The following is a 23991-nucleotide window of genomic DNA, read 5'->3' as shown; positions in this document are numbered from 1 at the left end:
TCTGCTCTTCGCGCAAGCGCTCATCGCGCATCCAATCTGCCCGGTGGGTCCAGACTCAGGCCGTACACCTCGCGCGTGCCGCGCAGCGGCACCAGACTCACGCGCTGTGCAATGCCCGGTTCGAAGCGGATCGCGGTGCCGGCCGGGATGTCGAACCGGTAGCCGTGAGCGGCGGCGCGGTCGAAGTCCAGCGCCGAATTGGCTTGCGGCACATGAACGTGGCTGCCCACCTGCACCGGCCGGTCACCGGTGTTGACGATGTCGAGCTCGAGGCGTTCCGCGCCGGCGTTCAGTTCGATGTCGTCGTCGTCGAAGACGAATTCGCCGGGGATCATGCGATCGGATCGTGGACGGTGACGAGCTTGGTGCCGTCGGGGAACGTCGCCTCGACCTGGACGTCGTGCAGCATCTCGGGAATCCCGTCCATCACCTCGTTGCGGCCGAGCACGGCGCGTCCGCTGACCATCAGCTCGGCGACGGTGCGTCCGTCGCGAGCGCCCTCGAGGATGTGGTCGGTGATCACCGCGACGGCTTCGGGGTGGTTCAACCGCAATCCGCGCGCCTGGCGGCGACGGGCGAGTTCGGCGGCATAGGAGATCAACAACCGCTCCTGTTCATGCGGTGTCAGGCGCATAGACGGCGATCCTGCCACGACCGGCCGCGCTCAGCAGCGCACACGGGCGGAGCTACTCCTCGGTCATGTTCTGCAGGCGCACCTGGCCGCGGGCGACCAGCCGCCCGCTCTCCTCGGCGCCCTCGGTGATGGTCACCAGCCACAGCTGCTGACGCCGGCCCCGGTGGATGGGTGTCGACCTGGCCGTCACGGTGCCCGAGCGGATGGCGCGCAGGAAGTCGGTCGTGTTGTTGACCCCGACGACGTACCCGCCGCCGTTCTCGGTCAGCCAGACGTGGCCGGACACGCTGGCCATGCTCTCGATGACCGCGCAATAGACCCCGCCGTGCACGATGCCCCAGGGCTGCAGCAGTACATCGGTGATCTCGAGTGTCGCGCGGCCGCCGTCGGAGGACATCTCCTCGTAGCGCAGGCCGAGCACCGTGTCGAAGCCGTCACCGAGTCCTTCGGGAAGATCAGTCACGGATCGTGTCTACACGTCGCCGACAGGACCCGAGCGAACGGGCCCCACGCCATGCGGCGTGGGGCCCGTCCTGTGGTCGGACCGGGGGTCTCTGCAGCCCTCAGGACTCCGGCGCGGTCCGGGTGGTACCCGATCAATATAGGCAAGGCTGCCCTAATTAAGCAAGAGCTTCGTCGCGATCGGTCGGTGGCCCCCGCGCACCGGCAGACCGAAACTCATCAAGGCATCGAGTACGGCCTGGGTGCGGCGCATGCTCACCGCCTCACTGCTGCCGGCCAGCAGAGGGATCTGCGTCGCCGCGCTGACTGCGGCGGCGCCGACGGCGTGCCACATCACCGACACCGGCGTCCCGTCGCCTTCGGCGCAGAGGCGGGTGAACAGTGGACCCAGTGCCCGGTGGCTGCGGTGAGCCACCCACGTCGTCAATGCCGCTTCACTGGGCAGCGCGATGATGCCCTCGCGACGGAGGGAGCGGCGGCCGGCGAACGCCGGATCGTCGGGCAGAGCTCGCAGCGTCGGATCCGCCACACCCACCCAGTCGATGGTGCCCTCGGAATCGACGTGCACCCAGAGGTTTTCCGGTCCGGTGTCCCAGGCTCGGCCTTCCAGGACCAGCAGCGGGATCACGCGACCGACGACGACGTGGGCGAACGTCGCTGCAAGCTGCTGGGTGACGGTGGCGGGGTTCCCGATCTCGGCCAGCCCGGCTGCGTACATCCGCGGCAGGCGGTCGGTGGTCAGCAGCTCGGCCAGCGGCCACCAGCGGCGCCGGGACAGGTCGCCCATGACCGCGACGCCGTACACCCGCGGACTGTCGGGTTCGAGCTCCCGCAGCCGGCTGCTGGACGCGTGGATCGGCAACGGACGCCTGATCGTCATGCTCGTAATGAGCGGATCGTCGACGAGAACCGACACGGACACCTCCAGTGAGTTAGGTTAGCCTTACTATAACCACGAGGGAAGCCCGCTCCGCAGGAGGTCGTCGCCGTGATCGGACTCACATCACCGCCCGGCACCGGTGTGTGCTCGACCGGCGTTGCCAACGAAAAGCTCGTCGCACTTGATACGACGCGCGGTAGTAATCCCGTAGTAGGCTCACAACCACCGCCGGTAGGAGAGAGGACCATGCCGAAGTTGACACGGCTCGGAGAGCTGGAGCGCTCCGTGATGGACCATCTGTGGTCCGCGGGGGAGCCGCAGACCGTGCGGCAGGTCCACGAGACGCTGTCGTCGGAACGCGACCTCGCGTACACGACGATCATGACCGTGCTGCAGCGGCTGGCCAAGAAGAACCTGGTGGTCCAACACCGCGACGACCGGGCTCACCGCTACGCCCCCACCCACGGGCGCGACGAACTGGTCGCGGGACTCATGGTCGATGCCCTGGACCAGGCCGCGGACTCCGGGAGCCGCGAGGCGGCGCTGGTGCATTTCGTCGAACGCGTCGGCGCCGACGAGGCCGCTGCGCTGCGCCGGGCACTGGCCGAACTCGAGGACAAACACCGCGCAGGGCCACCCGGTGGCGATCACGGCACCACCTGAGAGACACTGACAGCGTGTCCGCGCTGGCCTTCACCATCGTCGCCCTGATGTTGTCGGGGCCGGTGCCTGCATTGCTGGCCCGCGCATCATGGCCATTACGCGCGCCGCGCGCGGCGATCGTGCTCTGGCAGTCCATCGCGCTCGCCGCCGTGCTGTCGTTCTTCTCCGCGGGTATCGCGATCGCGAGCCGGCTGTTCGAGCCCGGTCCCGACGGCAGGCCCACCGCGACGATCGTCACCGCGCTGGACGATCTGGGGTGGCCTCTGTGGACCGCTTACATCGTCGTCTTCGCGCTGACGCTGGTCGTCGGGGCACGGTTGGTCGCTTCCGTCCTGCAGGTGGCCATCGCCACGCGGCGCCGCCGCGCCCACCACCGGATGATCGTCGACCTCGTGGGCGCACACCCGACCCGGCCGATGGCCGCCCACGGGGTCCGCATCCTCGACGTCGCCCAACCGCTGGCCTACTGCCTGCCCGGCGTGCGCAGCCGCGTCGTGGTCAGTGAGGGCGCGCTGAACACGCTGTCGGACAACGAGATCTCGGCAATCCTGTCGCACGAACGGGCACACCTGCGGGCGCGGCACGACCTCGTGCTCGAGATGTTCACCGCGGTGCACGCCGCCTTCCCCCGCATCGTGCGCAGCGCACACGCTCTGAACGCGGTGCGGCTGCTCATCGAGGCGCTCGCCGACGACGCCGCGGTGCGCCACACCGGACCCACTCCCCTGGCGCGCGCACTGGTCGCCTGCGCCGCCGGACACACGCCGCGCGGCGCGCTCGCCGCCGGCGGCCCGACGACGGTGGTGCGGGTGCGTCGCCTGGGCGGCGCCCCGAACAGCCGCGCGCTCGCCGCCGGCGCGTACGTCTGCGCCGCCGCGGTGCTCGTCGTGCCGACGATCGCGCTGGCCGTGCCGTGGCTCACCGAGCTACACCGGCTGTTCACCGCTTGATGCTTGCCTGACCTGACACAACCGCACAACGAAAGGCGCCCTGCATGACCGACTCCGCCAGCTCGACGACAGGCACCGCGCAGATCGGGGTGACCGGCCTTGCAGTGATGGGGTCGAATCTGGCGCGCAACTTCGCCCATCACGGGTACACCGTCGCGCTGCACAACCGCACCACCGCCAAGACCGACGCGCTGCTCGCCGAGCACGGCTCGGAAGGAAAGTTCGTGCGCAGCGAGACGATCGAGGAGTTCCTCGACGCGCTGGAGAAGCCGCGCCGCGTGATCATCATGGTCAAGGCCGGCGACCCGACCGACGCCGTGATCAACGAGCTCGCCGACGCGATGGAGGAAGGCGACATCATCATCGACGGCGGCAATGCGCTCTACACCGACACGATCCGCCGGGAGAAGGCGATCCGGGAGCGCGGCCTGCACTTCGTCGGCGCCGGCATCAGCGGCGGTGAGGAGGGTGCGCTCAACGGCCCGTCGATCATGCCGGGCGGGCCCGCGGAGTCCTACAAGAGCCTCGGCCCGCTGCTCGAGGAGATCTCCGCCCACGTCGACGGCGTGCCGTGCTGCACCCACATCGGCCCCGACGGCGCGGGCCACTTCGTGAAGATGGTGCACAACGGCATCGAGTACTCCGACATGCAGCTCATCGGCGAGGCCTATCAGCTGCTGCGTGACGGGCTGGGTATGAGCGCACCCGAGATCGCGGATGTGTTCGCCGACTGGAACACCGGCGATCTGGACAGCTTCCTGATCGAGATCACCGCGACCGTGCTGCGTCAGACCGACGCCGAGACCGGCAAGCCGTTGGTCGACGTCATCCTCGACGAGGCCGAGCAGAAGGGCACCGGCCGGTGGACGGTCAAGTCGGCGCTCGACCTGGGCGTGCCGGTCACCGGCATCGCCGAGGCGGTGTTCGCGCGTGCCCTGTCCGGATCGGTCGCCCAACGCAAGGCCACCAGCGATCTGGCCTCCGGCGCCCTCGGCGAAAAGCCCTCTGACGCAGAACAATTCATCGACGACGTCAGCAAGGCCCTGTATGCGTCGAAGATCATCGCCTACGCCCAGGGCTTCAACCAGATCCAGGCGGGTAGCGCCGAGTACGACTGGAACATCACCCCGGGAGACATGGCCAGGATCTGGCGCGGCGGCTGCATCATCCGGGCCAAGTTCCTCAACCGGATCACCGATGCGTTCGACGAGAACCCCGATCTACCGACCTTGATCGCCGCGCCGTACTTCCGCGAGGCGATCGAGGCCGGCATCGACAGCTGGCGCCGCGTCGTGGTGAAGGCCACCGAGCTGGGCATCCCGATCCCGGGCTTCTCGTCGGCGCTGTCCTACTACGACGCGCTGCGCACCGAGCGGCTGCCCGCGGCGCTGACCCAGGGGCTGCGCGATTTCTTCGGCGCGCACACCTACGGGCGCATCGACGCTGACCCCGCAAAGCGCTTCCACACGCTCTGGAGTGGGGACCGCAGCCAGATCGAGGCCTGATCCCTGCGCGAGCAGACGCGAACTCGCGTGTTTCGGGCCTCCAGAGCCCGAGTTTGCGTCTGCTCGCCGGGGAAAGTGACCGCACTAGACTCGTCGGCGTGAAGTTCCTCGAGGGCCACCGGCCGCCGTACGACCTGACCTACAACGACGTCTTCATCGTTCCGGGCCGCACACAGGTCGCCTCGCGTTTCGACGTCGACCTGTCCACCATCGACGGCTCCGGCACCACGATCCCAGTCGTGGTGGCCAACATGACCGCGGTGGCCGGCCGGCGGATGGCCGAGACTATCGCCCGCCGCGGAGGCATCGTCGTCCTGCCCCAGGACCTGCCGCTCTCGGTGGTCCAGCAGACCGTCGAGTTCGTCAAGAGCCGCGACACCGTCGTCGACACGCCGGTCACCCTCTCCCCCGACGACTCCGTCTCCGATGCGTGCGCGCTGATCAACAAGCGGGCGCACGGCGCTGCTGTCGTCGTCGCCGACGGCCGCCCGGTCGGCCTGGTCACCGAATCCGCCTGCACCGGCGTCGACCGCTTCACCCGGGTGCGCGACGTCGCGATATCGGACTTCGTCACCGCGCCGGTGGGCACCGACCCGCGCAAGGTCTTCGACCTGCTCGACCACGCACCGCAGAAGGGCGCCGACGTCGCGGTGCTCACCGACGGTGACGGCGCCCTGGCCGGCGTGCTCACCCGCACCGGTGCGGTGCGCGCCGGCATCTACGCCCCCGCCCTCGACGCCCAGGGCCGGCTGCGCATCGCCGCCGCGGTCGGCATCAACGGTGACGTGGCGGCCAAGGCCCGCGGTCTGGCCGACGCGGGCGCCGACCTGTTGGTCATCGACACCGCCCACGGTCACCAGGCCAAGATGCTCGACGCGATCGCCGCCGTCGCCGCACTCGACCTCGGGCTGCCACTGGTGGCGGGCAACGTCGTCTCCGCCGAGGGCACGCGGGACCTGATCGCCGCGGGCGCGTCGATCGTCAAGGTCGGCGTCGGCCCCGGCGCGATGTGCACGACCAGGATGATGACCGGCGTCGGTCGCCCGCAGTTCTCGGCCGTCGTCGAATGTGCCGCGGCAGCAAAGGAACTCGGCGGTCACGTGTGGGCCGACGGCGGTGTGCGCCATCCCCGCGACGTCGCACTGGCGCTGGCCGCGGGTGCGTCGAACGTGATGATCGGCTCGTGGTTCGCCGGCACCTACGAATCCCCCGGCGACCTGCTGCACGACCGCGACGACAGGCCCTACAAGGAGAGCTACGGCATGGCGTCCAAGCGTGCGGTCGCGGCGCGCACCGCGGCGGACAGCGCCTTCGACCGTGCGCGCAAGGGTCTGTTCGAGGAGGGCATCTCGACCTCGCGGATGAACCTCGACCCGGCGCGCGGCGGCGTAGAGGACCTGCTCGACCACATCACCTCCGGCGTGCGCAGCACCTGCACCTACGTCGGCGCGCGCACATTGCCCGAACTGCACGACAAGGTGGTGCTCGGGGTGCAGTCAGCCGCCGGCTTCGCCGAGGGTCATCCCCTGCCGACCGGATGGTGACGGGTAGGCAAGCACCTGCCCGCAGACCTCGACGGTGACGTCGGCGCCGGGCGCGACGTCGACCCGGCCGGGGGTGCGCATCCGCACCGCGGCGCCGTCGGGGAGCGCGAGGTCCACGGCCGTGTCCGGGCCGTAAAAGCGGCACGCCGTCACCCGGGCGGGTGCACCTGAGCCCAGGCGCAGTTGCTCGGGACGCAACACCACGACCGCGGGGCCGTCGGGCACCCGCAGCAGCGCGGGCAGCGGCCCCAGCGCCGTGCGGACCACGCCCGCCGCCGCAGTGCCGGGCACCTCCACCGTCGCGCCGACGAATCGGGCTGCCGCGAGCGTGGCCGGACGTTGATACAGCTCGGCCGGACTGCCGTGCTGAGCGACGGAACCGTCGATGAGCAGGGCCACCGAGTCCGCCAGTGACAGTGCCTCGGTCTGATCGTGGGTGACCAGGATCGATGTCGTCGCGGTGTCCCGCAGGATCGTCGCGATGTCCTCACGAACCCGGGTGCGCAGCCCGGCGTCCAGCGCCGCGAACGGCTCGTCGAGCAGCAGGACACGCGGCTGGGCCGCCAGTGCGCGAGCGAGCGCCACCCGCTGCTGCTGCCCCCCGGAGATCTCGTGCGGGCGGGCGTCGGCGAGCCCGCCCAGGCCGACCACCTCGAGCCAGTGCTCGGCCCGCTCACCCCGCGGCATCCCGAACGCCACGTTGGCACCGACGCTGAGGTGCGGGAAAAGGGCACCCTCCTGCGGCATCAGGCCGACGCGGCGCCGATGCACGGGCACCGGCGCGGACCCACCGGCCACCAGCCGGCCGGCGATGCGGACCGTGCCTGCGTCGGGGTCGGCGAAGCCGGCGAGGATGCGCAGCAGCGTCGTCTTGCCGCAGCCCGACGGGCCCAGCACTGCGGTCATGGTGCCCTCGGAGACCACCAGATCCACCCCGGCGAGCACGCGCCGCGCACCGAAGGACTTCTCGATGCCGTGCGCGGCCACACCGGCTTCCGGCTCGGGAACGGTGTCAGTCACCGCGCACACTCCACGCGCCCAGCAGCGCCGTCGGCACGGCGGCGAAGAGCAGCAGCGCGGCGGCGTAGGGGGCCGCGGCGGCGTAGTCACTCACCGAGCTGTAGCCCCACAACCTGGTGGCCAGTGTGTCGGTGCCGGTCGGATGCAGCAGCAGCGTCACCGGCAGCTCCTTCATGCACGTCAGCAGCACCATCGCCGCGCCCGCCGCGATACCGGGCAGCGCCACCCGCGCCGTCACCGCGGTGAACGCGCGCACCGGCGGGCGACCCAGCGACCGTGCCACCTCCTCCAGCCGGATGGGCGCCGACTCGATCGCCGCACGCACCGAACCGACGGCCAACGGCACGAACAACACCGTATAGGCCAGGATCAGCAGCGGTTCACGCTGGTAGATCGGCCGCAGCAGCAGCACCCCGAGCGACACCATCGAGATCGCGATCACGATCGCCGGTAGACCGTGGGCCACGTAGCTCGCACCCTCCAACGCCCGGGTGGCGCGGTCGCGGTGCCGGGCGGCCAGCACCCCGAGCGGCAGAGCCGCGAGCGTCGACACGACCGCCGCGGCAGCCGACAACCACAGCGTCGCCCCCAGAGCCGACATCCACAGCTCGCCGTCCCAGCGGGTTCCCGCGGCCCTCAGCCAGTCCGCGAGCTCTGCGCCGGGCACGACGACCGCGGCGGCCAGCACCGCGACGGGCACGAGCAGCGCCGGCCCCTGCCACCGGCCGAGCCGGCTGACCGGCGCGGGTCGCGGCGCGCCTGAGCCGACGCGCGAGGCTGCCGCGCGTCCGCGCGCCGCGTGCTCGGCGACCACCAGGGCCACCGCGAACACCAGCAGCACCAGCGACAGCACCGCCGCCCGGGACGGATTGAACCCTGAGCGGTAGGCGCCGTAGATCACCCACGTGAACGCCTCGAAGCGCATCGCGGCCACCGCCCCGAAGTCGCTGAGTACGTAGAGCGCCACCAGCAGCGCACCCGCGGCGATCGCCGCGCGCGCCTGGCGCAGCGTCACACCGAACAGCACCGCCCAGCCGCCCCGGCCCAGCGACCGGGCCACCTCCTCCTGCGCCGGATCGACCCGGGCCAGCGCCGCCGTCGTCGTCAGCAGCACCAGCGGATAACTCACCAGCGTCAGCACCAGCACCGCGCCCCAGAACCCGGCGATCGACGGCACTGCCGACACCCACAGGTACGCCAGCAGATAACTCGGCATCGCCAGCGGCAGCGTCAATGCGACACTCCAGATCCGCCGCGCCGCAAGGTCGGTGCGGGTGAGCAGGACCGCCAGCGTCACCCCCAGCAGCACGCACGCTGCCGTCACGGTGACCACCAACAGCACCGACCGCCCGATCAACGCCACGGTGCGCGGCTGCATCACCTCGTCGACGACGGCGGTCCAACCTCGCGACAGCGCGCGATCACCCAGATAGACCAGCGGGATCAGAGTCGCCGCAGCCACCACCGCCGCCGCGGCGAGCAGCAGCGCCGGCGGGCGTGCCGCCCGGACCGAGCCCGCCGTCAATTGGTGAGTAGGCCGGTCTTGACCAGGAGTTCCTGCGTGCTCTCGATGTCGTCGAGCTGAGACAGATCGACCGCAGGAGGCTGCAGCTCACTGAGCGGCGGCATCTGCGACGACGGCGCGACGCCGGCGGCCAGCGGGTACTCCTCGGTCTCCTGAGCGAAGTACTTCTGCGCGGACTCGCCGACGAGATAGGACGCAAACCGTTGTGCGCCTTGCGGATTCGGGGCTGCCTTCAACACGCCGACACCCGCGACGTTGACCAGGCCGCCGGGGTCGCCGGCTGCCATGAACTTGTTCTGGGCCGTCACCGCGTCGGCGCCCTTGGCGTCGATGAGTTCGTAGAGGTAGTAGTGGTTGACCAGACCCAGCGGCACCTGACCGGCGTCCACGGCGTCGCGTACGGCGACGTTGTTCTCATAGGGCTTGGGATCCTGGGCCTTGAACGCGCGCAGCCACTGCTCGGCACCGTCGTCGCCGCGCACGACCCGCAGCCCGGTGACGAACGCCTGCCACGACGCGTTGCTCGGGGCGAACGCGATCTTGCCCTTCCACTCCGGCGCGAGCAGTCCGTCGATGGTGTCCGGCGGCGTGGGCACCAGCGTCGGGTTGTAGACCACGACACGCGCGCGGCCGGACACGCCGACCCAGGTGCCGTCGGCGGCCGCGTACTGCGCGGGCACCGCCTTCAGGGTCTCGGCGTCGACAGGGGCAAGCAGTCCGGCCTTCGACACGGCGCCGAGCGCACCGGCGTCCTGGGAGAGGAACACATCAGCCGGGGATTTGTCACCCTCGGTGATCAGCTGCGCGGCCATCTCCCCGGAGCCGGCGTAGCGCGCCTCCACCTCGATGCCGGTTTCGTCGGTGAACTGTGTGAGCAACGGGGCCACCAGCTCCTCGCTGCGGCCCGAGTAGACGACAACCTTGTCCGCGTCATCGGGGGTGTTCGACGACCCGCAGGCTGTCAACGCCACGAGCGCGGCGACGGTGGCGAGCGCCGCCACCCACCGGGAGGGTTTCGTGACCGACTGAGTGAGCGGCTGAGTGCGCGACTGCGTGAGCGACAACGGGGGGGTCCGCCTTTCCTGATCGTTGGCTGTGAACTTACCATTATCTAAGGCGAGCCTAACCAGACCGATCGCCCGGCTCGGGAGGCGCGGACGAGTCAGTTAGCATGGACAGGCATTCATTTGCCATGTCGTTTGTCACTGCGCCGAAAGGGATCAGGTGCCGCAGGCACTGGATGGACGCCCATCCGAGCCGGCCACATTCGCCGAGCGGCCCGACCGGGAGCCGGCAGAGACCGAGCCTTCCCCTAGTCGGCCGGGCCCAGGGTCCGGCTCTGCGCGTCACGCCGCACGGGGCGGTCGTCGGTGACCGTCGCAACCTCTCTTCTCTCGCTGTTGGCGATCGTGGTGCTCACCGCGGGCACGGCGATCTTCGTCGCCGCCGAGTTCTCGCTGACCGCGCTCGAACGCAGCACCGTCGACGCCAACGCCCGCTCCGGTAACCGCCGCGACCAGATGGTGCAGCGCGCACACCGCACACTGTCGACTCAGCTCTCCGGGGCGCAGGTCGGCATCTCGATCACCACCCTGGCCACCGGCTTCCTCGCCGAACCCGTCGTGGCCCGATTGATCGAACCCGGCTTGGCGGCCCTGTCCCTACCGAAGAGCGCCGCCACCACGCTGGCGCTGGTCCTGGCGATCCTGATCGCGACCTCGGTGTCCATGGTGTTCGGCGAGCTCGTGCCCAAGAACCTCGCTGTGGCCCGCGCCGTGGGGACCGCGCGCTGGTCGGCGCCGCTGCAGCTGATGTTCTCGTTCCTGTTCACGCCGCTGATCCGGCTGACCAACGGCACCGCGAACTGGATCCTGCGCCGCCTCGGCATCGAGCCCGCCGAGGAGTTGCGCTCCGCCCGCTCCCCGCAGGAGCTGGTGTCACTCGTCCGATCCTCCGCCGAGAGCGGATCGCTCGATCCCGTGACCGCGGTGCTCGTCGACCGGTCCCTCCAGTTCGGTGATCGCACCGCCGAGGAGCTGATGACGCCGCGCTCGAAGATCGACACCCTCGACGCCGACGACACCGTGCTCGACCTCAGCCAGGCAGCAGTCCGCACCGGACACTCCCGCTTCCCGGTGATCCGCGGCGACCTGGACGAAACCATCGGCGTCGTCCACGTCAAGCAGGTGTTCGCCGTGCCGCACGGCCAGCGGGCCACCACGAAGTTGTCCGACATCGTGCAGTCGGTGGCGCGAGTGCCCTCGACCCTCGACGGCGACGCCGTGATGTCGGAGGTACGGGCCAATGGGTTGGCCACCGCGCTGGTCGTCGACGAATACGGCGGCACGGCAGGCATGGTCACCGTCGAGGACCTGATCGAGGAGATCGTCGGCGACGTCCGTGACGAACACGACGTCGAGCCACCCGATGTCGTCCACGCCGGCGGCAACTGGCAGGTCTCCGGGCTGCTGCGCATCGACGAAGTCGCCGAGAACACCGAATTCCGCGCGCCCGAGGGCGATTACGAGACGATCGGCGGCTTGGTCCTCGAACAGCTCGGCCACATTCCCGCGGAGGGAGATTCGGTGGAGCTCATCGCATTCGACCCCGATGGTCCGATCGACGACCCGATCCGGTGGCTGGCGACCGTGGTGAAGATGGACGGCCGACGCATCGACCAACTGGAGCTGACGAAGCTCGGCCGCGCGGACGACACGACCGAGACCGGGGAGGACGCCTGATGGGTGACGTCTTCGGCGTGCTGCTCACCTTCGTGCTGCTGGCCGCCAACGCCTTCTTCGTGGCCTCGGAGTTCGCGCTGATCTCGGCGCGTCGGGACAGGCTCGAGGCGCTCGCCGAGCAGGGCAAGAACAGCGCGGTCACGGTGATCAGGGCAGGCGAGAACCTGTCGCTGATGCTGGCAGGCGCTCAACTCGGCATCACGGTGTGTTCGATTTTGTTGGGCCGCGTCGCCGAACCGGCAGTGGCGCACCTGTTGGAGAAGCCGTTCGAACTGCTGGGCATCCCGATCGCGCTGCTGCACACCGTCTCGTTCTTGGTGGCGCTGTCCATCGTCGTGACGCTGCACGTCCTACTCGGGGAGATGGTGCCGAAGAACATCGCGATCGCCGGCCCGGAATCGACGGCGATGCTGTTGATCCCGATCTATCTGGTGTGGATCCGTGCCGCCCGCCCGTTCATCGCGTTCTACAACTGGTGTGCCAACACGACCCTGAGGGCGTTCGGTGTGGAACCGAGGGACGAGCTGGACGTCACGGTGTCGACGGTCGAGCTGTCGGACATGATCGCCGAATCGCTGTCGGAGGGTCTGCTCGATCCCGAGGAGCACACCCGGCTGACCCGCGCCCTGCAGATCCGTAATCGGGTGGTCAACGACGTCGCGCTGCCGCTGCACCAGATTCGCGCGGTCCCCGCAGCACATTCCGGGGCGGGACCGACGATCGGCGCGCTCGAGCAGGCCCTCAAGGAGACCGGATACTCCCGCTTCCCCGTCGCCGACCCCTCCGGCGCGTACGCGGGCTACCTGCACATCAAAGACGTGCTGCCGCTGCTAGACGGCCCGAACGATGATTCGATGGTGCTGGAGTCGTCGATGGTGCGCCCGCTGCCCCAGGTGCCTGCCTCGATGCCGCTCCCCGATGCGCTGACCCGGCTGCGCCGCACCAACAGCCACCTCGCCCTGGTCACCGCCCCCGACGGCACGATCACCGCGATGGTCGCCCTCGAAGACCTCGTCGAAGACCTGGTCGGAACGGTCCGCGACGGCACCCACCGTGTCTGATTCCGCCGTCCGGCCGACCCCTGAGCTCGTCGACTGGCAGGACCGGGCCGACGCCCACCATTGGCGGGCCGACGCCCTGCTCGCCCCACACGTCGAGCGCCGACACACCGGCCGGCCCCACCCAGTGTTCGACTTCCTGTTCACCTACTACCGGCTGCGCCCGCGGCATCTGCGCGTCTGGCATCCCGGCTACGGCGTCGTGCTGACCGGTGCGGGGGCCGACGCCTACCTCACCCGGGCCGGGTACGAGCGGGGCGGTGACGGTGTGACTGTCAGTCGTGACCATCTGGTGACGCGTTCGGACACCGTGAGGTTCATCGCGGATCTGCTCACGGCGACGGCGGCGCGGGCCCCGCGGTTCAGCTGCTTCGGCATGCACGAATGGGCGATGGTCTATCGCACCCAGCAGGTGCGCCACGACGCCGTGCCGCTGCGCCTGGGGGCTGCCGGTACGGACGCCGTCGTCGAATCGATGCCGTTGCGCTGCAGCCACTTCGACGCCTATCGCTTCTTCACTCCGGCGGCAGCGCCGCGAAACGTCCGGCCGCTGTCGCGGGCCACGCAGATCGCCGAGGAGCAGCCGGGCTGCGTGCATGCCGGCATGGACCTCTACAAGTGGGCGGCCAAACTCGGGCATCTGATCGAATCCTCCCTGCTGCTGGATTGTTTCGCGCTGGCCGTCGACGCCCGGATCCTGGACATGAGGGCCAGCCCGTACGACCTGCGCGACTACGGTTTTGCCCCCATCCCGATCGAAACACCCGCCGGCCGAGCGCAATATGCTGCAGCGCAGGAGGACATCAGCGTGCGCGCCGCACCGCTGCGCACTCGCCTCGTCGACGCCTGCGTCGCGCTCGCCGACGAGGTGGCGCTCACCGGCACGGGTGGGGCGTTTACCGGCGGGTAAGCTGGATCGACGGATTTCACGACAGGCAGAGCGCGTCTCGACGCGTGTATGCCGCCGAGGGAGGAATCATGACCGAACGTGTGACGGTGGGTAACCTGCGCGTCGCCCCGGTGCTGTACGACTTCATCACCAACGAGGCGCTCGCGGGTACCGGAATCGATCCCGACACGTTCTGGTCAGGCGTCGACAAGGTGGTCGCCGACCTCACCCCCAAGAACCAGGAACTGTTGGCTCGCCGTGACGAGCTGCAGGCCCAGATCGACCGGTGGCATCGCGCCCGCATCATCGGCGGTTTCGACCCCGAGGAGTACAAGCAGTTCCTCACCGACATCGGCTACCTCGAACCCGAGCCGGGCGACTTCTCGATCACCACCGCCGGCGTCGACGACGAGATCACCAGCACCGCCGGTCCCCAGCTGGTGGTGCCGGTGCTCAACGCACGCTTTGCCCTCAACGCGGCGAACGCCCGGTGGGGCTCGCTGTACGACGCGCTGTACGGCACCGACGTGATCTCGACCGATGACGGCGGGGAGCCCGGCGACTCCTACAACCCCGTCCGCGGCGACAAGGTCATTGCCTACGCCCGCACGTTCCTCGACGGTGCCGCGCCGCTGGCGGAGGGCTCGTGGGCCGACATCGCCGGGCTGGCGATCGCCGACGGTGCGGTGACCGCCCGCCTGGACGACGGCGGAACCGTCGGGTTGGAGGACCCGGCGCAGTTCACCGGCTACCTCGGTGAGCCGGACGCTCCGACGGCGGTGCTGCTGATCAACAATGGCCTGCACATCGAGATCCTCATCGACGCCGACTCCCCCATCGGGTCGACCGACAAGGCCGGGATCAAGGACGTCGTGCTCGAATCGGCGATCACCACGATCATGGATTTCGAGGACTCCGTGGCTGCCGTCGACGCCGACGACAAGGTGCTGGGCTATCGGAACTGGCTCGGGCTGAACCGCGGCGATCTGTCCGAAGAAGTCAGCAAGGGTGGCAAGACTTTCACCCGCGTGCTCAACGACGACCGCACCTTCACCGGTCCGGACGGCGAGCAGATCACGCTGCCCGGTCGCAGCCTGCTGTTCGTGCGCAACGTCGGCCATCTGATGACCAACGACGCGATCACCGACTCTGACGGTGCCGAGGTGCCCGAGGGTATCCAGGACGCGCTGTTCACCAGCCTCATCGGGATCCACGGGTTGAAGGCCGGAGACGACGGCTCCACCTCTCATGGCCCGCTGCTCAACAGCCGCACCGGGTCGATCTACATCGTGAAGCCCAAGATGCACGGGCCTGACGAGGTCGCCTTCACCTGCGAGCTGTTCAGCCGGGTCGAGGACGTGCTCGGCTTGCCGCAGAACACCATCAAGGTCGGCATCATGGACGAGGAACGGCGCACCACGCTGAACCTCAAGGCCTGCATCAAAGCCGCCGCCGACCGCGTGGTCTTCATCAACACCGGCTTCCTGGACCGCACGGGCGACGAGATCCACACGTCCATGGAGGCGGGCCCGATGATCCGCAAGGGTGCGATGAAGTCGACCGCGTGGATCTCGGCGTACGAGAACCAGAACGTCGACATCGGTCTGGAGACCGGCTTCTCGGGCAAGGCGCAGATCGGTAAGGGCATGTGGGCCATGACCGAGCTGATGGCCGACATGGTCGAGCAGAAGATCGGCCAGCCCAAGGCCGGCGCCACCACCGCCTGGGTGCCCTCGCCGACGGCAGCGACCCTGCATGCCATGCATTACCACGCGGTGGACGTGTTCGAGGTGCAGAAGGAACTCGAAGGCACGAGGCGCGCGACCGTGGACGAACTGCTGACGATCCCGCTGGCCAAGGAGCTCGCGTGGGCATCCGACGAGATCCGCGAAGAAGTCGACAACAACTGTCAGTCGATCCTCGGCTACGTCGTGCGCTGGATCGATGCCGGCGTCGGCTGCTCCAAGGTGCCCGACATCCATGACGTCGCGCTGATGGAAGATCGCGCGACGCTGCGGATCTCCAGCCAGCTGCTGGCGAACTGGTTGCGCCACGGTGTGATCACCGCCGACGACGTCAAGGCCAGCCTGCGGCGGATGGCCGCCGTGGTCGACGAGCAGAACGCCGACGATCCCGACTTCCGGCCGATGGCGCCCGACCCCGAGGGCAGCATCGCGTTCCAGGCGGCGCAGGAGCTGATCCTCGAGGGCGGCGCGCAACCCAACGGCTACACCGAGCCGATCCTGCATCGCCGCCGGCGCGAGTTCAAAGCCGCCAACGCGCACTGATCCCGACGACAGACCAGGGCAACGACAAGGCAGGTACAGGACGACTTGGGTAGACACAGCCTTCCCGATCCCGACGACTCGGACTCCACCAGACGGCAGGGACCGGCGCCCGACGAGTCGCAGACCGAACGCTTCGACGCTGCACAGCGCCACGAAGGACAGGGCCACGAAGGACAGGGCCCGGACGGAACGCGCCCTGATGCAACACAGCGCAGCGGCGGGTGGGACAACGGCGAATGGACCGGTAGCCACCGGGCCATCACCCCGGGTCGCAGGAAGATCTCCGTCAGCGTCATCGTCGCTCTGATCAGCGTCGTGGTGATCGTCGGCGCCGTGATCCTGTGGCGGTTCTTCGGCGACGCGCTGTCCAGCCGCTCTGATGCGGCCGCAGCCCGCTGTGTCGAGGGTGAGTTGGCCGTCGCGGTAGTGGCTGACCCGGCGATCGCCGAGCCCGTCACCGCGCTGGCTCAGCGGTACAACGACACCGCTGAGCCCGTCGGCGACAAATGCGTCAAGGTCAACGTCACCTCAGCCGACTCCGATCAGGTGTTCAACGGCCTGTCCGGGGACTGGCCGGCCGACCTGGGACAGCGTCCTGCTCTCTGGATCCCCGCCAGCTCCGCGTCGGAGGCCCGGCTGGAGGCCAAGACCGGGCCGCGCACCGTCAGCGACAGCCGCTCCCTGGTCACCTCGCCGGTCGTGGTGGCCACCTCGCCGCAGCTGCAGGGCGCCCTGAAGGACCAGAACTGGGGCACCGTGCCCCGGCTGCAGAGCGACCCGGCCGGTCTGGACGGCCTGGGACTGCAGGGATGGGGTGGACTGCGGCTCGCCCTCCCCCTGGGGCAGGACAGCGACGCGTCCTACCTGGCTGCCGAGGCGGTCGCCGCCGAAGCCGCGCCCTCGGGTTCTCCGCCCAGCGCCGGGCTCGGCGCGATCAGCACTCTGATGGCCGCCGCGCCCAAGACCGACGACGCGAACGCCGCCACGGCGCTCGACGCGCTGGTCAACGCCGACGATCCGGAGACCGCGCCGGTGCGCGCCGTGGTGACCACCGAGCAACGGCTGTTCCAGAAGGCAGCGGACACCCCCGATGCCAAGGCCAAGCTGGCCGCGTGGCTGCCCACAGGTCCCACCGCCGTCGCCGACTTCCCCACCGTGTTGCTCTCCGGCGATTGGCTGGCCCAGGACCAGATCTCGGCGGCCAGTGAGTTCGCCCGCTTCATGCGCAAGCCCGACCAGCTCGCCGATTTCGCCAAAGCCGGGTTCCGGGTGGAGGGTCAGCAGCCGCCGGCCAGCGACGTCGTGAGTTTCGGGCCGATCGGCACACCCGTCGACCTCGGCGACAACGCGCTGCGAGCCACCATCGCCGACACCCTGTCCAGCCCGGCGCAGAGCCCGACGGTCACCGTGATGCTCGACCAGTCGATGCCGACGGACGAAGGCGGAAAGGCGCGGCTGAGCAACGTCGCTGACGCGCTGAAGGCGCGTCTGCAGGTGCTGCCGCCCGACTCCGGGGTGGCGCTGTGGACGTTCGACGGGGTGGCCGGACGGTCAGAAGTGGCGCTGGGAGCGCTGTCGGACCAGGTGAACGGTCAGCCCCGCTCGGCTGCGCTGACCTCGGCGCTGGACGGGCAGACACCATCGGGCGGCGGTGCCGTTTCCTTCACGACGCTGCGCCTGGTGTACACCGATGCGTCGGCGAAATACCGCCAGGGACAAAAGAATTCGGTGCTCGTGATCACGGCCGGCCCGCACACCGACCAGTCCCTGGGTGACGACGGGCTGCGACAGTACATCAGCGGAGCCTTCGACCCGGCGAAACCGGTGGCGGTCAACGTGATCGACTTCGGCGACGACCCCGACCGGTCGACCTGGGAGGCCGTCTCCCAGACGACCGGCGGCACCTACCAGAACCTGCCCAGCTCGTCGGGCCCGGACCTGGCGTCGGCCATCGCGACCATGCTGGGCTGAGAACCTACGCCAGCCGCGTTCTGGTCGTATATTGACGTCCGTGACCGGGGGGTTCTGGCGCAAGAACGGCGTCTCACGCGGTGTCCGGATCCTGGCCACCACACACTTCACGCTGTTCTGGCGTGCGCTCAGTGTGACGCCCGGGGTCGGCACAATGGTGAACCGGTGGCTCATCAACTCGCTGATCTACACGATGCAGACCCGCCCCGGCGCGTTGAGCACCAAGCAGGACTGGACCTCGTGGGAGTCGCTGCACGACCGCACGTACAGCCAGCGGCACCTGCCGCCGCTGCCCGCGTACGCAGCCGGCCTCCCCGCTCCGGACACCGTGGCCCAGGTGTTTGCCCGCCCGGGGCCGCGATGCCCCGACTCGCCGAAGTCGACGCTGCTCTTCCCGATCTTCGCGCAGTGGTTCGTCGACGGATTCCTTCGAACGGATCCACGAGACGACACCAAGAACACCTCGACACACGACATCGACCTGAGCCAGCTCTACGGCCAGGAAGACACGGTGACCGAACTGCTCCGCGAGCGCCGCGGTGGCCGGCTCAAGAGCCAGACAATCCTCGGCGGGGAGTTCCCGCCCTACCTGTGCGATGCCGACGGCCACGTGAAGCCGGAGTTCGAGGAACTGGAGATCATCTTCCGGGGTAAGGACCTCGAGGGGACGGACGCCAAGGCCGTGCGCGGCGGCGCGGTGCCCGATGCGCTGACGTCGAAGCTCTTCGCGCTCGGCATCCCGCGGGGCAACATCCACTACGGCTTCGTGATGATGAGCACGCTGTTCCTGCGCGAGCACAACCGCATCGCCGGGCTGATCAGCGACCAGCACCCTGGTTGGAGCGACGACCGGGTGTTCGACACCACCCGCAACACGCTGACCGTGGTGCTGCTCAACATCGTCATCGAGGACTACATCAACCACATCACGCCGATCAAGTTCCCGCTGTCCGTCGAACCGGGTATCGGCGCGCACGAGCGGTGGTACCGGCAGAACTGGATGTCTGTCGAATTCAACCTGTTGTATCGGTGGCACTCCCTGGTGCCCACCGAGGTCACGGTCGGCGGCCAGCGGCAGCGCTTCGCCGACTTGTGGTGGGACACCCGCCCGGTCACCGAGCACGGGTTGTCCGCGCTGTTCGACGAGGCGTCGCGGCAGCCCTGTAGCACGATCGCCGTCGGCAACACCGATCCGAGCCTGCTCGCGATCGAGGAGAAGTCGATCGCGATCGGCCGGCACACCGCGCTGCAGCCCTACAACGCCTACCGGAAAGCGTGTGGCTTCCCCGAGCTGCAGAGCATCGACGACCTGACCTCGGATCGGCGGGTGCGTGAGGCGCTGAAGACGTGCTACGGCCCCGACGGGATGGACCGTGTCGAGCTGTTCGTGGGGCTGTTCGCCGAAGACATCCGGCGCGGCAGCACGCTACCCCCACTGATGAGTGCGATGGTGGCAGTGGACGCGTTCTCCCAGGCGCTGACCAACCCATTGCTGGACCCCGGCGTGTACGGTGAAGCGACATTCTCCGAGGTCGGGTGCCAGGTGATCGACTCGACGACGACCCTGTCGGACGTGGTGCTGCGCAACATCTCCGGAGAGGCGCCTGCGCCGCGGGTCAGCCTGGCCCGGCGCCGCTGGCGCTGACCGGCGAGCAACTGCTCGAAAGGGTGTGGCGACGTGTTCGACACGCACCGCTTCGCTCGCCTGATTGCTCAGTGACGAGCAACAATGGTATGACGGCGTTACCCGATCGACGTATGGGGATGCGAAGATCAGCTAACAGTTCGGTGATGAGGGGGAGCAAGCGCACGATGCCGACCCGACAGTCCGGCCAGACCGGACCCACTGCTGCGCCCCGCGACTGGCGGGACCGCAAGCGCTACGTCTGGCTGCTCGGAATAGTGATCCCGATCCTGGTGCCCGCCTCGTGGGGGGCTGTGCTGCTGACCGGCTCGGGGCTGTTCTGGTGGTCGGGACCGTGCCTGATGCTGATCGTCATCCCCGTGCTGGACTTCCTCGTCGGTGCCGATTCGGAGAACCCGCCGGACAGTGTGCTCGCCTATCTGGAACAGGACCGCTACTACCGGTGGGCCACCTACCTGTATCTGCCCGCCCAGTACCTGTCGCTGGTGCTGGCGTGCTGGTTCTGGACCGGCGGTGGCGGGGTGACGATGACGCCGCCCGACAAGGTCGGTTTGATGTTGACGGTCGGTGGTATCGGCGGTGTCGCGATCAACACCGCCCACGAACTCGGCCATCAGAGGGCCCGCTCGGAGCGCTGGCTCAGCAAGGTCGCGCTCGCCCAGACGGGCTACGGCCACTTCTTCGTCGAACACAACCGTGGTCACCACGCGCGCGTGGCCACCCCGGAGGATCCGGCCAGCGCGCGCCTCGCCGAGAGCGTGTACGCCTTCTACTGGCGTTCGATCCTGGGCAGCCTGCGCTCGGCCTGGTCGCTGGAGAGCCGACGGCTGCGACGGCACGGGCAGAAAGTGTGGACGCTGCACAACGACGTGCTCAACGCGTGGTTGATGACGGTCGTGCTGTTCGGCGCGCTGATCGCCGGGTTCGGGATCGAGGTGGCGCCCTGGCTGATCGGCCAGGCGCTGCTGGGCGTCTTCCTGCTGGAGACCATCAACTATCTGGAGCACTACGGGCTGCGCCGCCAGCGCCGGCGCGACGGATGCTACGAGCCGGTGCGACCGTCGCACAGCTGGAACAGCAACTCGGTGATCTCGAACGTCTTCCTGTTCCACCTGCAGCGGCACTCCGATCACCATGCCAACCCGCACCGCCGCTACCAGGCGCTCAAGCACGCCGATGAGGCGCCCCAGCTACCGGCCGGCTATGCGTCGATGGTGGTCCTCGCGCTGTTCCCGCCGCTGTGGCGGTGGGTCATGGACCGTCGCGTGCGGGAGCACTACCGCGGGGACATCCGGCTGGCCGCGTTGCGGCCGCGTCACGAGCAACGGCTACTGCGGGGGGCCTGAGGCCACCTCGCGCGTGCGCTTGAGGGCCATCGCCGCTGTCTTCATGGACAGCGTGGGCGACAGACGCTCCAGGTACCACAGGGCCTTCCACCATCGCGGCACGACGATGATCGCCTGATTGCGCCGTACGCCGCGCAAGGCCTGGGAGGCGAACTGATCCGGTTCGATAGGGCGCAACGCCTCGCCGAGCTTGATCAGGCTCTCCCGGCTCAGGGTGCGGTTGCGGCCGTACTCGCCGCCGGAGAGGATCGGCGTCCGCACCACCCCCGGGCACAGCACCGACACCTGGACACCGTGCGCCGCTGCCTCCACCCTCAAGGTCTTCGACAGCGCGACGACGGCGTGCTTGGTGGCCGAGTAACCGGCCTGGGCCGAGGTGGTGATGAGGCCCGCCATCGATGCCGTGTTCACGATGTGGCCGCTGCCCTGGGCGATCATCCTCGGGTAGGCGGCCTGCACACCGTGGACGACGCCGCGCAGGTTGACGTCGATGATGTCGGTCCAGTCGTCCAACGTGAGCGCGTCGACCTCACCGCCGATGCCGATACCGGCGTTGTTGAACAGGAAATCGAGACGGCCGCTGGTACGCACGGTCTCGTCGACGGCGGCCTCGAATGCGGCTGGGTCGCGGACGTCGAGGGCCAGCGCGTGAGCGGTGGCCCCGGAGCCGCGCAGGCGCCGCGCGAGGTTCTCAGCCGCCTCGACCTGACGATCGGCGATCCACACGTGGGCACCTTCGGCGGCCACGGCTTCCGAGAGGGCGGCCCCGATTCCCGACGCACCGCCGGTGATGAAAGCGACCTTGCCCGCCAGACCCTGTGATGCCACCTTCGGAAGGATAGCGGTCGGCCGCTGCGTCAGTTCCCCGAGTCGGCGCCGCCCCCGGCGGACGAGGATGCCTTGTCGCCCTTGCCTGCCTTCTCGGTCTTCTCCGTCTTGTCGGTCTTGTCGGCCTTGTCCGTCTTGTCGGCCTTATCGGTCTTGTCGGCCTTGTCCGTCTTGTCAGCTGTGCCGGTCTTGTCGGCTTTCTCGGCTTTCTCGCCCGCCATGGCCTTCAGGAACCCTCGCAACGGCATGCGGTGCTTGCCGCCCTGCGCTGCCGCGCCGTCGGTGTCGCTGCTCACGGCCGCCGCGTCGGTGGACTCGACGTCCGGGGCGGCTTCAGAGCTGGTCTCAGAGCCCGCATCCGGGGCGTGCACGGTCGGAGGGTCGCTCGGCGCGGTGTCGGGTTTCGTCGAGGCCTGTTCGACGACAGATTCCGCGGCCTCGGCGGTGCCTGTGTTGTCGGTGGCCGCTGAGCGGATCAGCGGGCGGGCCTGGGGTGAGGCGACGGTATCGGTCGCACCCGCCGCCAGTTCACCCTGAGTGGGCTTGCCCTCCAACCAGGTTCGGTTGTACGCGCTGTCGACGATCGCCCGCAACTTCGGCTCGATGTCGGCGACCAATGAACCCAATCCCATGTCGTAGAAGCCCTGCAGCAGCGGGAGATGCTCGGTCGGTGCGTAGACGTAGGTCGTCTTGCCTTCTTTCCAGACGATGTTGTCCGGGTTGTCCAGATCGACCTCGTCATAACGCAAGTGCACATAGACGAACGCGGCGACGCCGTTGGCGACTGCGAGCAGATTGAACGGGTTCGTCGGAAAGTCGGCGATCGGATCGTATTCGGCCGCAACGTCGACGATGTCGTACTGCGTGTTCGTCGGTGTCCGCAGCAGATCACCCCAGAACCAGCCATTCACCCCGCCGTACTTGCGTCCGCCGTTGCCGAGCAGCACGAACGAGAGCTGGTCGGGCGTCGGGGCATCTTTGTCGTCGGCGTGATCCTTCAACCACACCGATGCGATGCGGGCGCCGCCGCTGTAGGCGTACACGATCTTGGGATCGGTACCGACGTCGTGAATCGCCCGGTCGAGACGATTGACGTTCTCGGTGACACCGAACTCGATCGGGCCGTAGGGCTGAATCCAGTCGTAGGGGACCTCACGGCACACCTTGGGGGCATCACAGAGCACTCCCCCGAGATTGTCGGCCATATCCCAGGGCGTCGGACCGTGATGCAGCACCGTGGCAGGCCCCGGCGGGATCAACGACGAGGCTGTCGACGTGGCTGCGGCGGCAGCCGCGGCGGGCATCGTCCCGCCACCGAACGTCAGTGGGAGGGTCGCCGCGATCGGCAATGCCGCTGCGGTCACCACTGCCTTGGTCGTTCGTTTCACGCCATATTCCTTCCGAAGTGACGACCGTGCGGTCGTCAGATGACGGGACAAGTAACCGGGGTAAAGAGGTGGAGCCGAGTGGTCGAGCGACGGGAGCGCCAGCGTTGCGTGACCATTGCCTGAGGGCCACGACTGTGCTTCTGCGCTGACGGGGTCAGCGCGTCGACCGCCGCGGACGTTACCGTATGCAAGTACTTTTCGCGTGCCTACATAGCAAACTCACGGGAAGTGAAATCTGGCCACTGGCTGCATATTGGGCGATCGTGGCTATCCAGGTCTCACTGTCTGCCCGAGGGCGGCGCGGTAACGCAGCCGTCAATGGCGCCTCTGGACCACGGCTGTCGGTGGGTCAAAATAATTGGTGGACAACATCTTCGGCAGATCGCCGACGTGCCGGCGGCGCACGCGGAAGGCCGGTGGCGGGATGGCCGGCAATCGCGCGACTCGTTGCTAGCTGGCAGAGCGTGTCACTTGGGTTTGCTCTGGGTCCTCAAGTTCTTACTCGAAAGTCAGATGGTTCATCCGTGGGCGTATCGGTAACCCCAAAGGTGCGCCTCCGCGAGCACGCAATGTTCACTGGCTGGCCACCTCGGCTTCCGGGTGTGCTGTGGGTGATGGTACAGACCAAAAATTTTTTTTAGCCACTTGGGTGTC

At 68.7% G+C, this 23991-nt stretch carries 20 protein-coding genes; 11 read left to right on the top strand and 9 right to left on the bottom strand.

Translation table 11 applies throughout. The features are described 5' to 3' along the window. Positions 1 to 20: 20 nt before the first annotated feature. From ACZY1G_RS17475 to ACZY1G_RS17460, 4 genes are all read right to left on the bottom strand, one after another. Positions 21 to 335, bottom strand: a complete 315-nt coding sequence (locus ACZY1G_RS17475; protein ID WP_463816056.1) for an urease subunit beta — start codon at positions 333 to 335, stop codon at positions 21 to 23. Continuing rightward, positions 332 to 634 carry an urease subunit gamma gene (locus ACZY1G_RS17470; RefSeq protein ID WP_463816055.1) on the bottom strand — a complete coding sequence of 101 codons (303 nt, stop codon included), beginning with the start codon at positions 632 to 634 and terminating at the stop codon, positions 332 to 334. The genes ACZY1G_RS17475 and ACZY1G_RS17470 overlap by 4 nt, the downstream gene beginning before the upstream one ends. Before the next feature lie 52 nt (positions 635 to 686). After that, on the bottom strand, positions 687 to 1097 hold the full coding sequence (locus ACZY1G_RS17465; RefSeq protein WP_463816054.1) for a PaaI family thioesterase: 411 nt from the start codon (positions 1095 to 1097) through the stop codon (positions 687 to 689). Between the two features lie 153 nt (positions 1098 to 1250). Beyond that, the gene (locus ACZY1G_RS17460; RefSeq protein ID WP_463823097.1) at positions 1251 to 2012 is read right to left on the bottom strand and encodes an iron reductase; all 762 of its coding nucleotides are present in this window, start codon (positions 2010 to 2012) and stop codon (positions 1251 to 1253) included. Between the two features lie 210 nt (positions 2013 to 2222). Between ACZY1G_RS17460 and ACZY1G_RS17455 the strand changes: the two genes are divergently transcribed. From ACZY1G_RS17455 to ACZY1G_RS17440, 4 genes are all read left to right on the top strand, one after another. Further along, on the top strand, positions 2223 to 2639 hold the full coding sequence (locus ACZY1G_RS17455) for a BlaI/MecI/CopY family transcriptional regulator (protein ID WP_463823096.1): 417 nt from the start codon (positions 2223 to 2225) through the stop codon (positions 2637 to 2639). Positions 2640 to 2653: 14 nt separating this feature from the next. Further along, entirely contained in the window at positions 2654 to 3589 is a 936-nt protein-coding gene (locus tag ACZY1G_RS17450) for a M56 family metallopeptidase (RefSeq protein WP_463816051.1), read from the top strand. Between the two features lie 44 nt (positions 3590 to 3633). Further along, positions 3634 to 5094, top strand: a complete 1461-nt coding sequence (gndA, locus tag ACZY1G_RS17445) for an NADP-dependent phosphogluconate dehydrogenase (protein ID WP_463823095.1) — start codon at positions 3634 to 3636, stop codon at positions 5092 to 5094. A gap of 98 nt (positions 5095 to 5192) precedes the next feature. Next, positions 5193 to 6638 carry a GuaB1 family IMP dehydrogenase-related protein gene (locus ACZY1G_RS17440; protein ID WP_463823094.1) on the top strand — a complete coding sequence of 482 codons (1446 nt, stop codon included), beginning with the start codon at positions 5193 to 5195 and terminating at the stop codon, positions 6636 to 6638. Here ACZY1G_RS17440 and ACZY1G_RS17435 read toward each other — a convergent pair. The 3 genes from ACZY1G_RS17435 to ACZY1G_RS17425 all read right to left on the bottom strand — a co-directional run bounded on the left by ACZY1G_RS17435 (position 6591) and on the right by ACZY1G_RS17425 (position 10184). After that, positions 6591 to 7658 carry an ABC transporter ATP-binding protein gene (locus ACZY1G_RS17435; protein ID WP_463823093.1) on the bottom strand — a complete coding sequence of 356 codons (1068 nt, stop codon included), beginning with the start codon at positions 7656 to 7658 and terminating at the stop codon, positions 6591 to 6593. The genes ACZY1G_RS17440 and ACZY1G_RS17435 overlap by 48 nt on opposite strands. Continuing rightward, positions 7651 to 9036, bottom strand: coding sequence for an ABC transporter permease (locus tag ACZY1G_RS17430; protein WP_463823407.1), 1386 nt, complete (start codon positions 9034 to 9036; stop codon positions 7651 to 7653). The genes ACZY1G_RS17435 and ACZY1G_RS17430 overlap by 8 nt, the downstream gene beginning before the upstream one ends. A 143-nt stretch (positions 9037 to 9179) precedes the next feature. Then, positions 9180 to 10184 carry an iron ABC transporter substrate-binding protein gene (locus tag ACZY1G_RS17425; RefSeq protein ID WP_463823092.1) on the bottom strand — a complete coding sequence of 335 codons (1005 nt, stop codon included), beginning with the start codon at positions 10182 to 10184 and terminating at the stop codon, positions 9180 to 9182. Between the two features lie 369 nt (positions 10185 to 10553). Here ACZY1G_RS17425 and ACZY1G_RS17420 point away from each other — a divergent pair, with 369 nt between their 5' ends. From ACZY1G_RS17420 to ACZY1G_RS17390, 7 genes are all read left to right on the top strand, one after another. Beyond that, positions 10554 to 11924 (top strand): hemolysin family protein, encoded by a 1371-nt coding sequence (locus ACZY1G_RS17420; protein ID WP_463816046.1) that lies wholly within the window; start codon positions 10554 to 10556, stop codon positions 11922 to 11924. Then, positions 11924 to 12985: a hemolysin family protein gene (locus tag ACZY1G_RS17415; protein WP_463816045.1), complete on the top strand. Its 1062-nt coding sequence runs from the start codon at positions 11924 to 11926 to the stop codon at positions 12983 to 12985. The genes ACZY1G_RS17420 and ACZY1G_RS17415 overlap by 1 nt, the downstream gene beginning before the upstream one ends. Then, complete coding sequence (locus tag ACZY1G_RS17410; RefSeq protein WP_463823091.1) at positions 12978 to 13892, top strand: 3-methyladenine DNA glycosylase; 915 nt, start codon at positions 12978 to 12980, stop codon at positions 13890 to 13892. Before ACZY1G_RS17415 ends, ACZY1G_RS17410 begins: the two co-directional genes overlap by 8 nt. Before the next feature lie 68 nt (positions 13893 to 13960). Beyond that, positions 13961 to 16159 (top strand): malate synthase G, encoded by a 2199-nt coding sequence (locus tag ACZY1G_RS17405; RefSeq protein ID WP_463823090.1) that lies wholly within the window; start codon positions 13961 to 13963, stop codon positions 16157 to 16159. Positions 16160 to 16204: 45 nt separating this feature from the next. Beyond that, positions 16205 to 18130 (top strand): vWA domain-containing protein, encoded by a 1926-nt coding sequence (locus tag ACZY1G_RS17400; RefSeq protein ID WP_463823089.1) that lies wholly within the window; start codon positions 16205 to 16207, stop codon positions 18128 to 18130. A gap of 40 nt (positions 18131 to 18170) precedes the next feature. Continuing rightward, on the top strand, positions 18171 to 19775 hold the full coding sequence (locus ACZY1G_RS17395; protein ID WP_463816041.1) for a peroxidase family protein: 1605 nt from the start codon (positions 18171 to 18173) through the stop codon (positions 19773 to 19775). A 167-nt stretch (positions 19776 to 19942) separates the two neighbouring features. After that, complete coding sequence (locus ACZY1G_RS17390) at positions 19943 to 21121, top strand: alkane 1-monooxygenase (RefSeq protein WP_463823406.1); 1179 nt, start codon at positions 19943 to 19945, stop codon at positions 21119 to 21121. Here the strand turns inward: ACZY1G_RS17390 and ACZY1G_RS17385 are convergent. Both ACZY1G_RS17385 and ACZY1G_RS17380 read right to left on the bottom strand, forming a co-directional pair. Next, positions 21104 to 21949, bottom strand: a complete 846-nt coding sequence (locus ACZY1G_RS17385) for an SDR family NAD(P)-dependent oxidoreductase (RefSeq protein ID WP_463823088.1) — start codon at positions 21947 to 21949, stop codon at positions 21104 to 21106. The two genes, ACZY1G_RS17390 and ACZY1G_RS17385, sit on opposite strands and share 18 nt — an antisense overlap. 29 nt (positions 21950 to 21978) lie before the next feature. Further along, the gene (locus ACZY1G_RS17380; RefSeq protein ID WP_463823087.1) at positions 21979 to 23337 is read right to left on the bottom strand and encodes a PE-PPE domain-containing protein; all 1359 of its coding nucleotides are present in this window, start codon (positions 23335 to 23337) and stop codon (positions 21979 to 21981) included. Positions 23338 to 23991: the final 654 nt, after the last annotated feature.

The sequence above is a fragment of the Mycobacterium sp. IDUB_5 genome, assembly GCF_055419565.1.
Note: the sequence above shows the minus strand (reverse complement) of the source record. Positions and strands in the feature narration are given on the sequence as shown.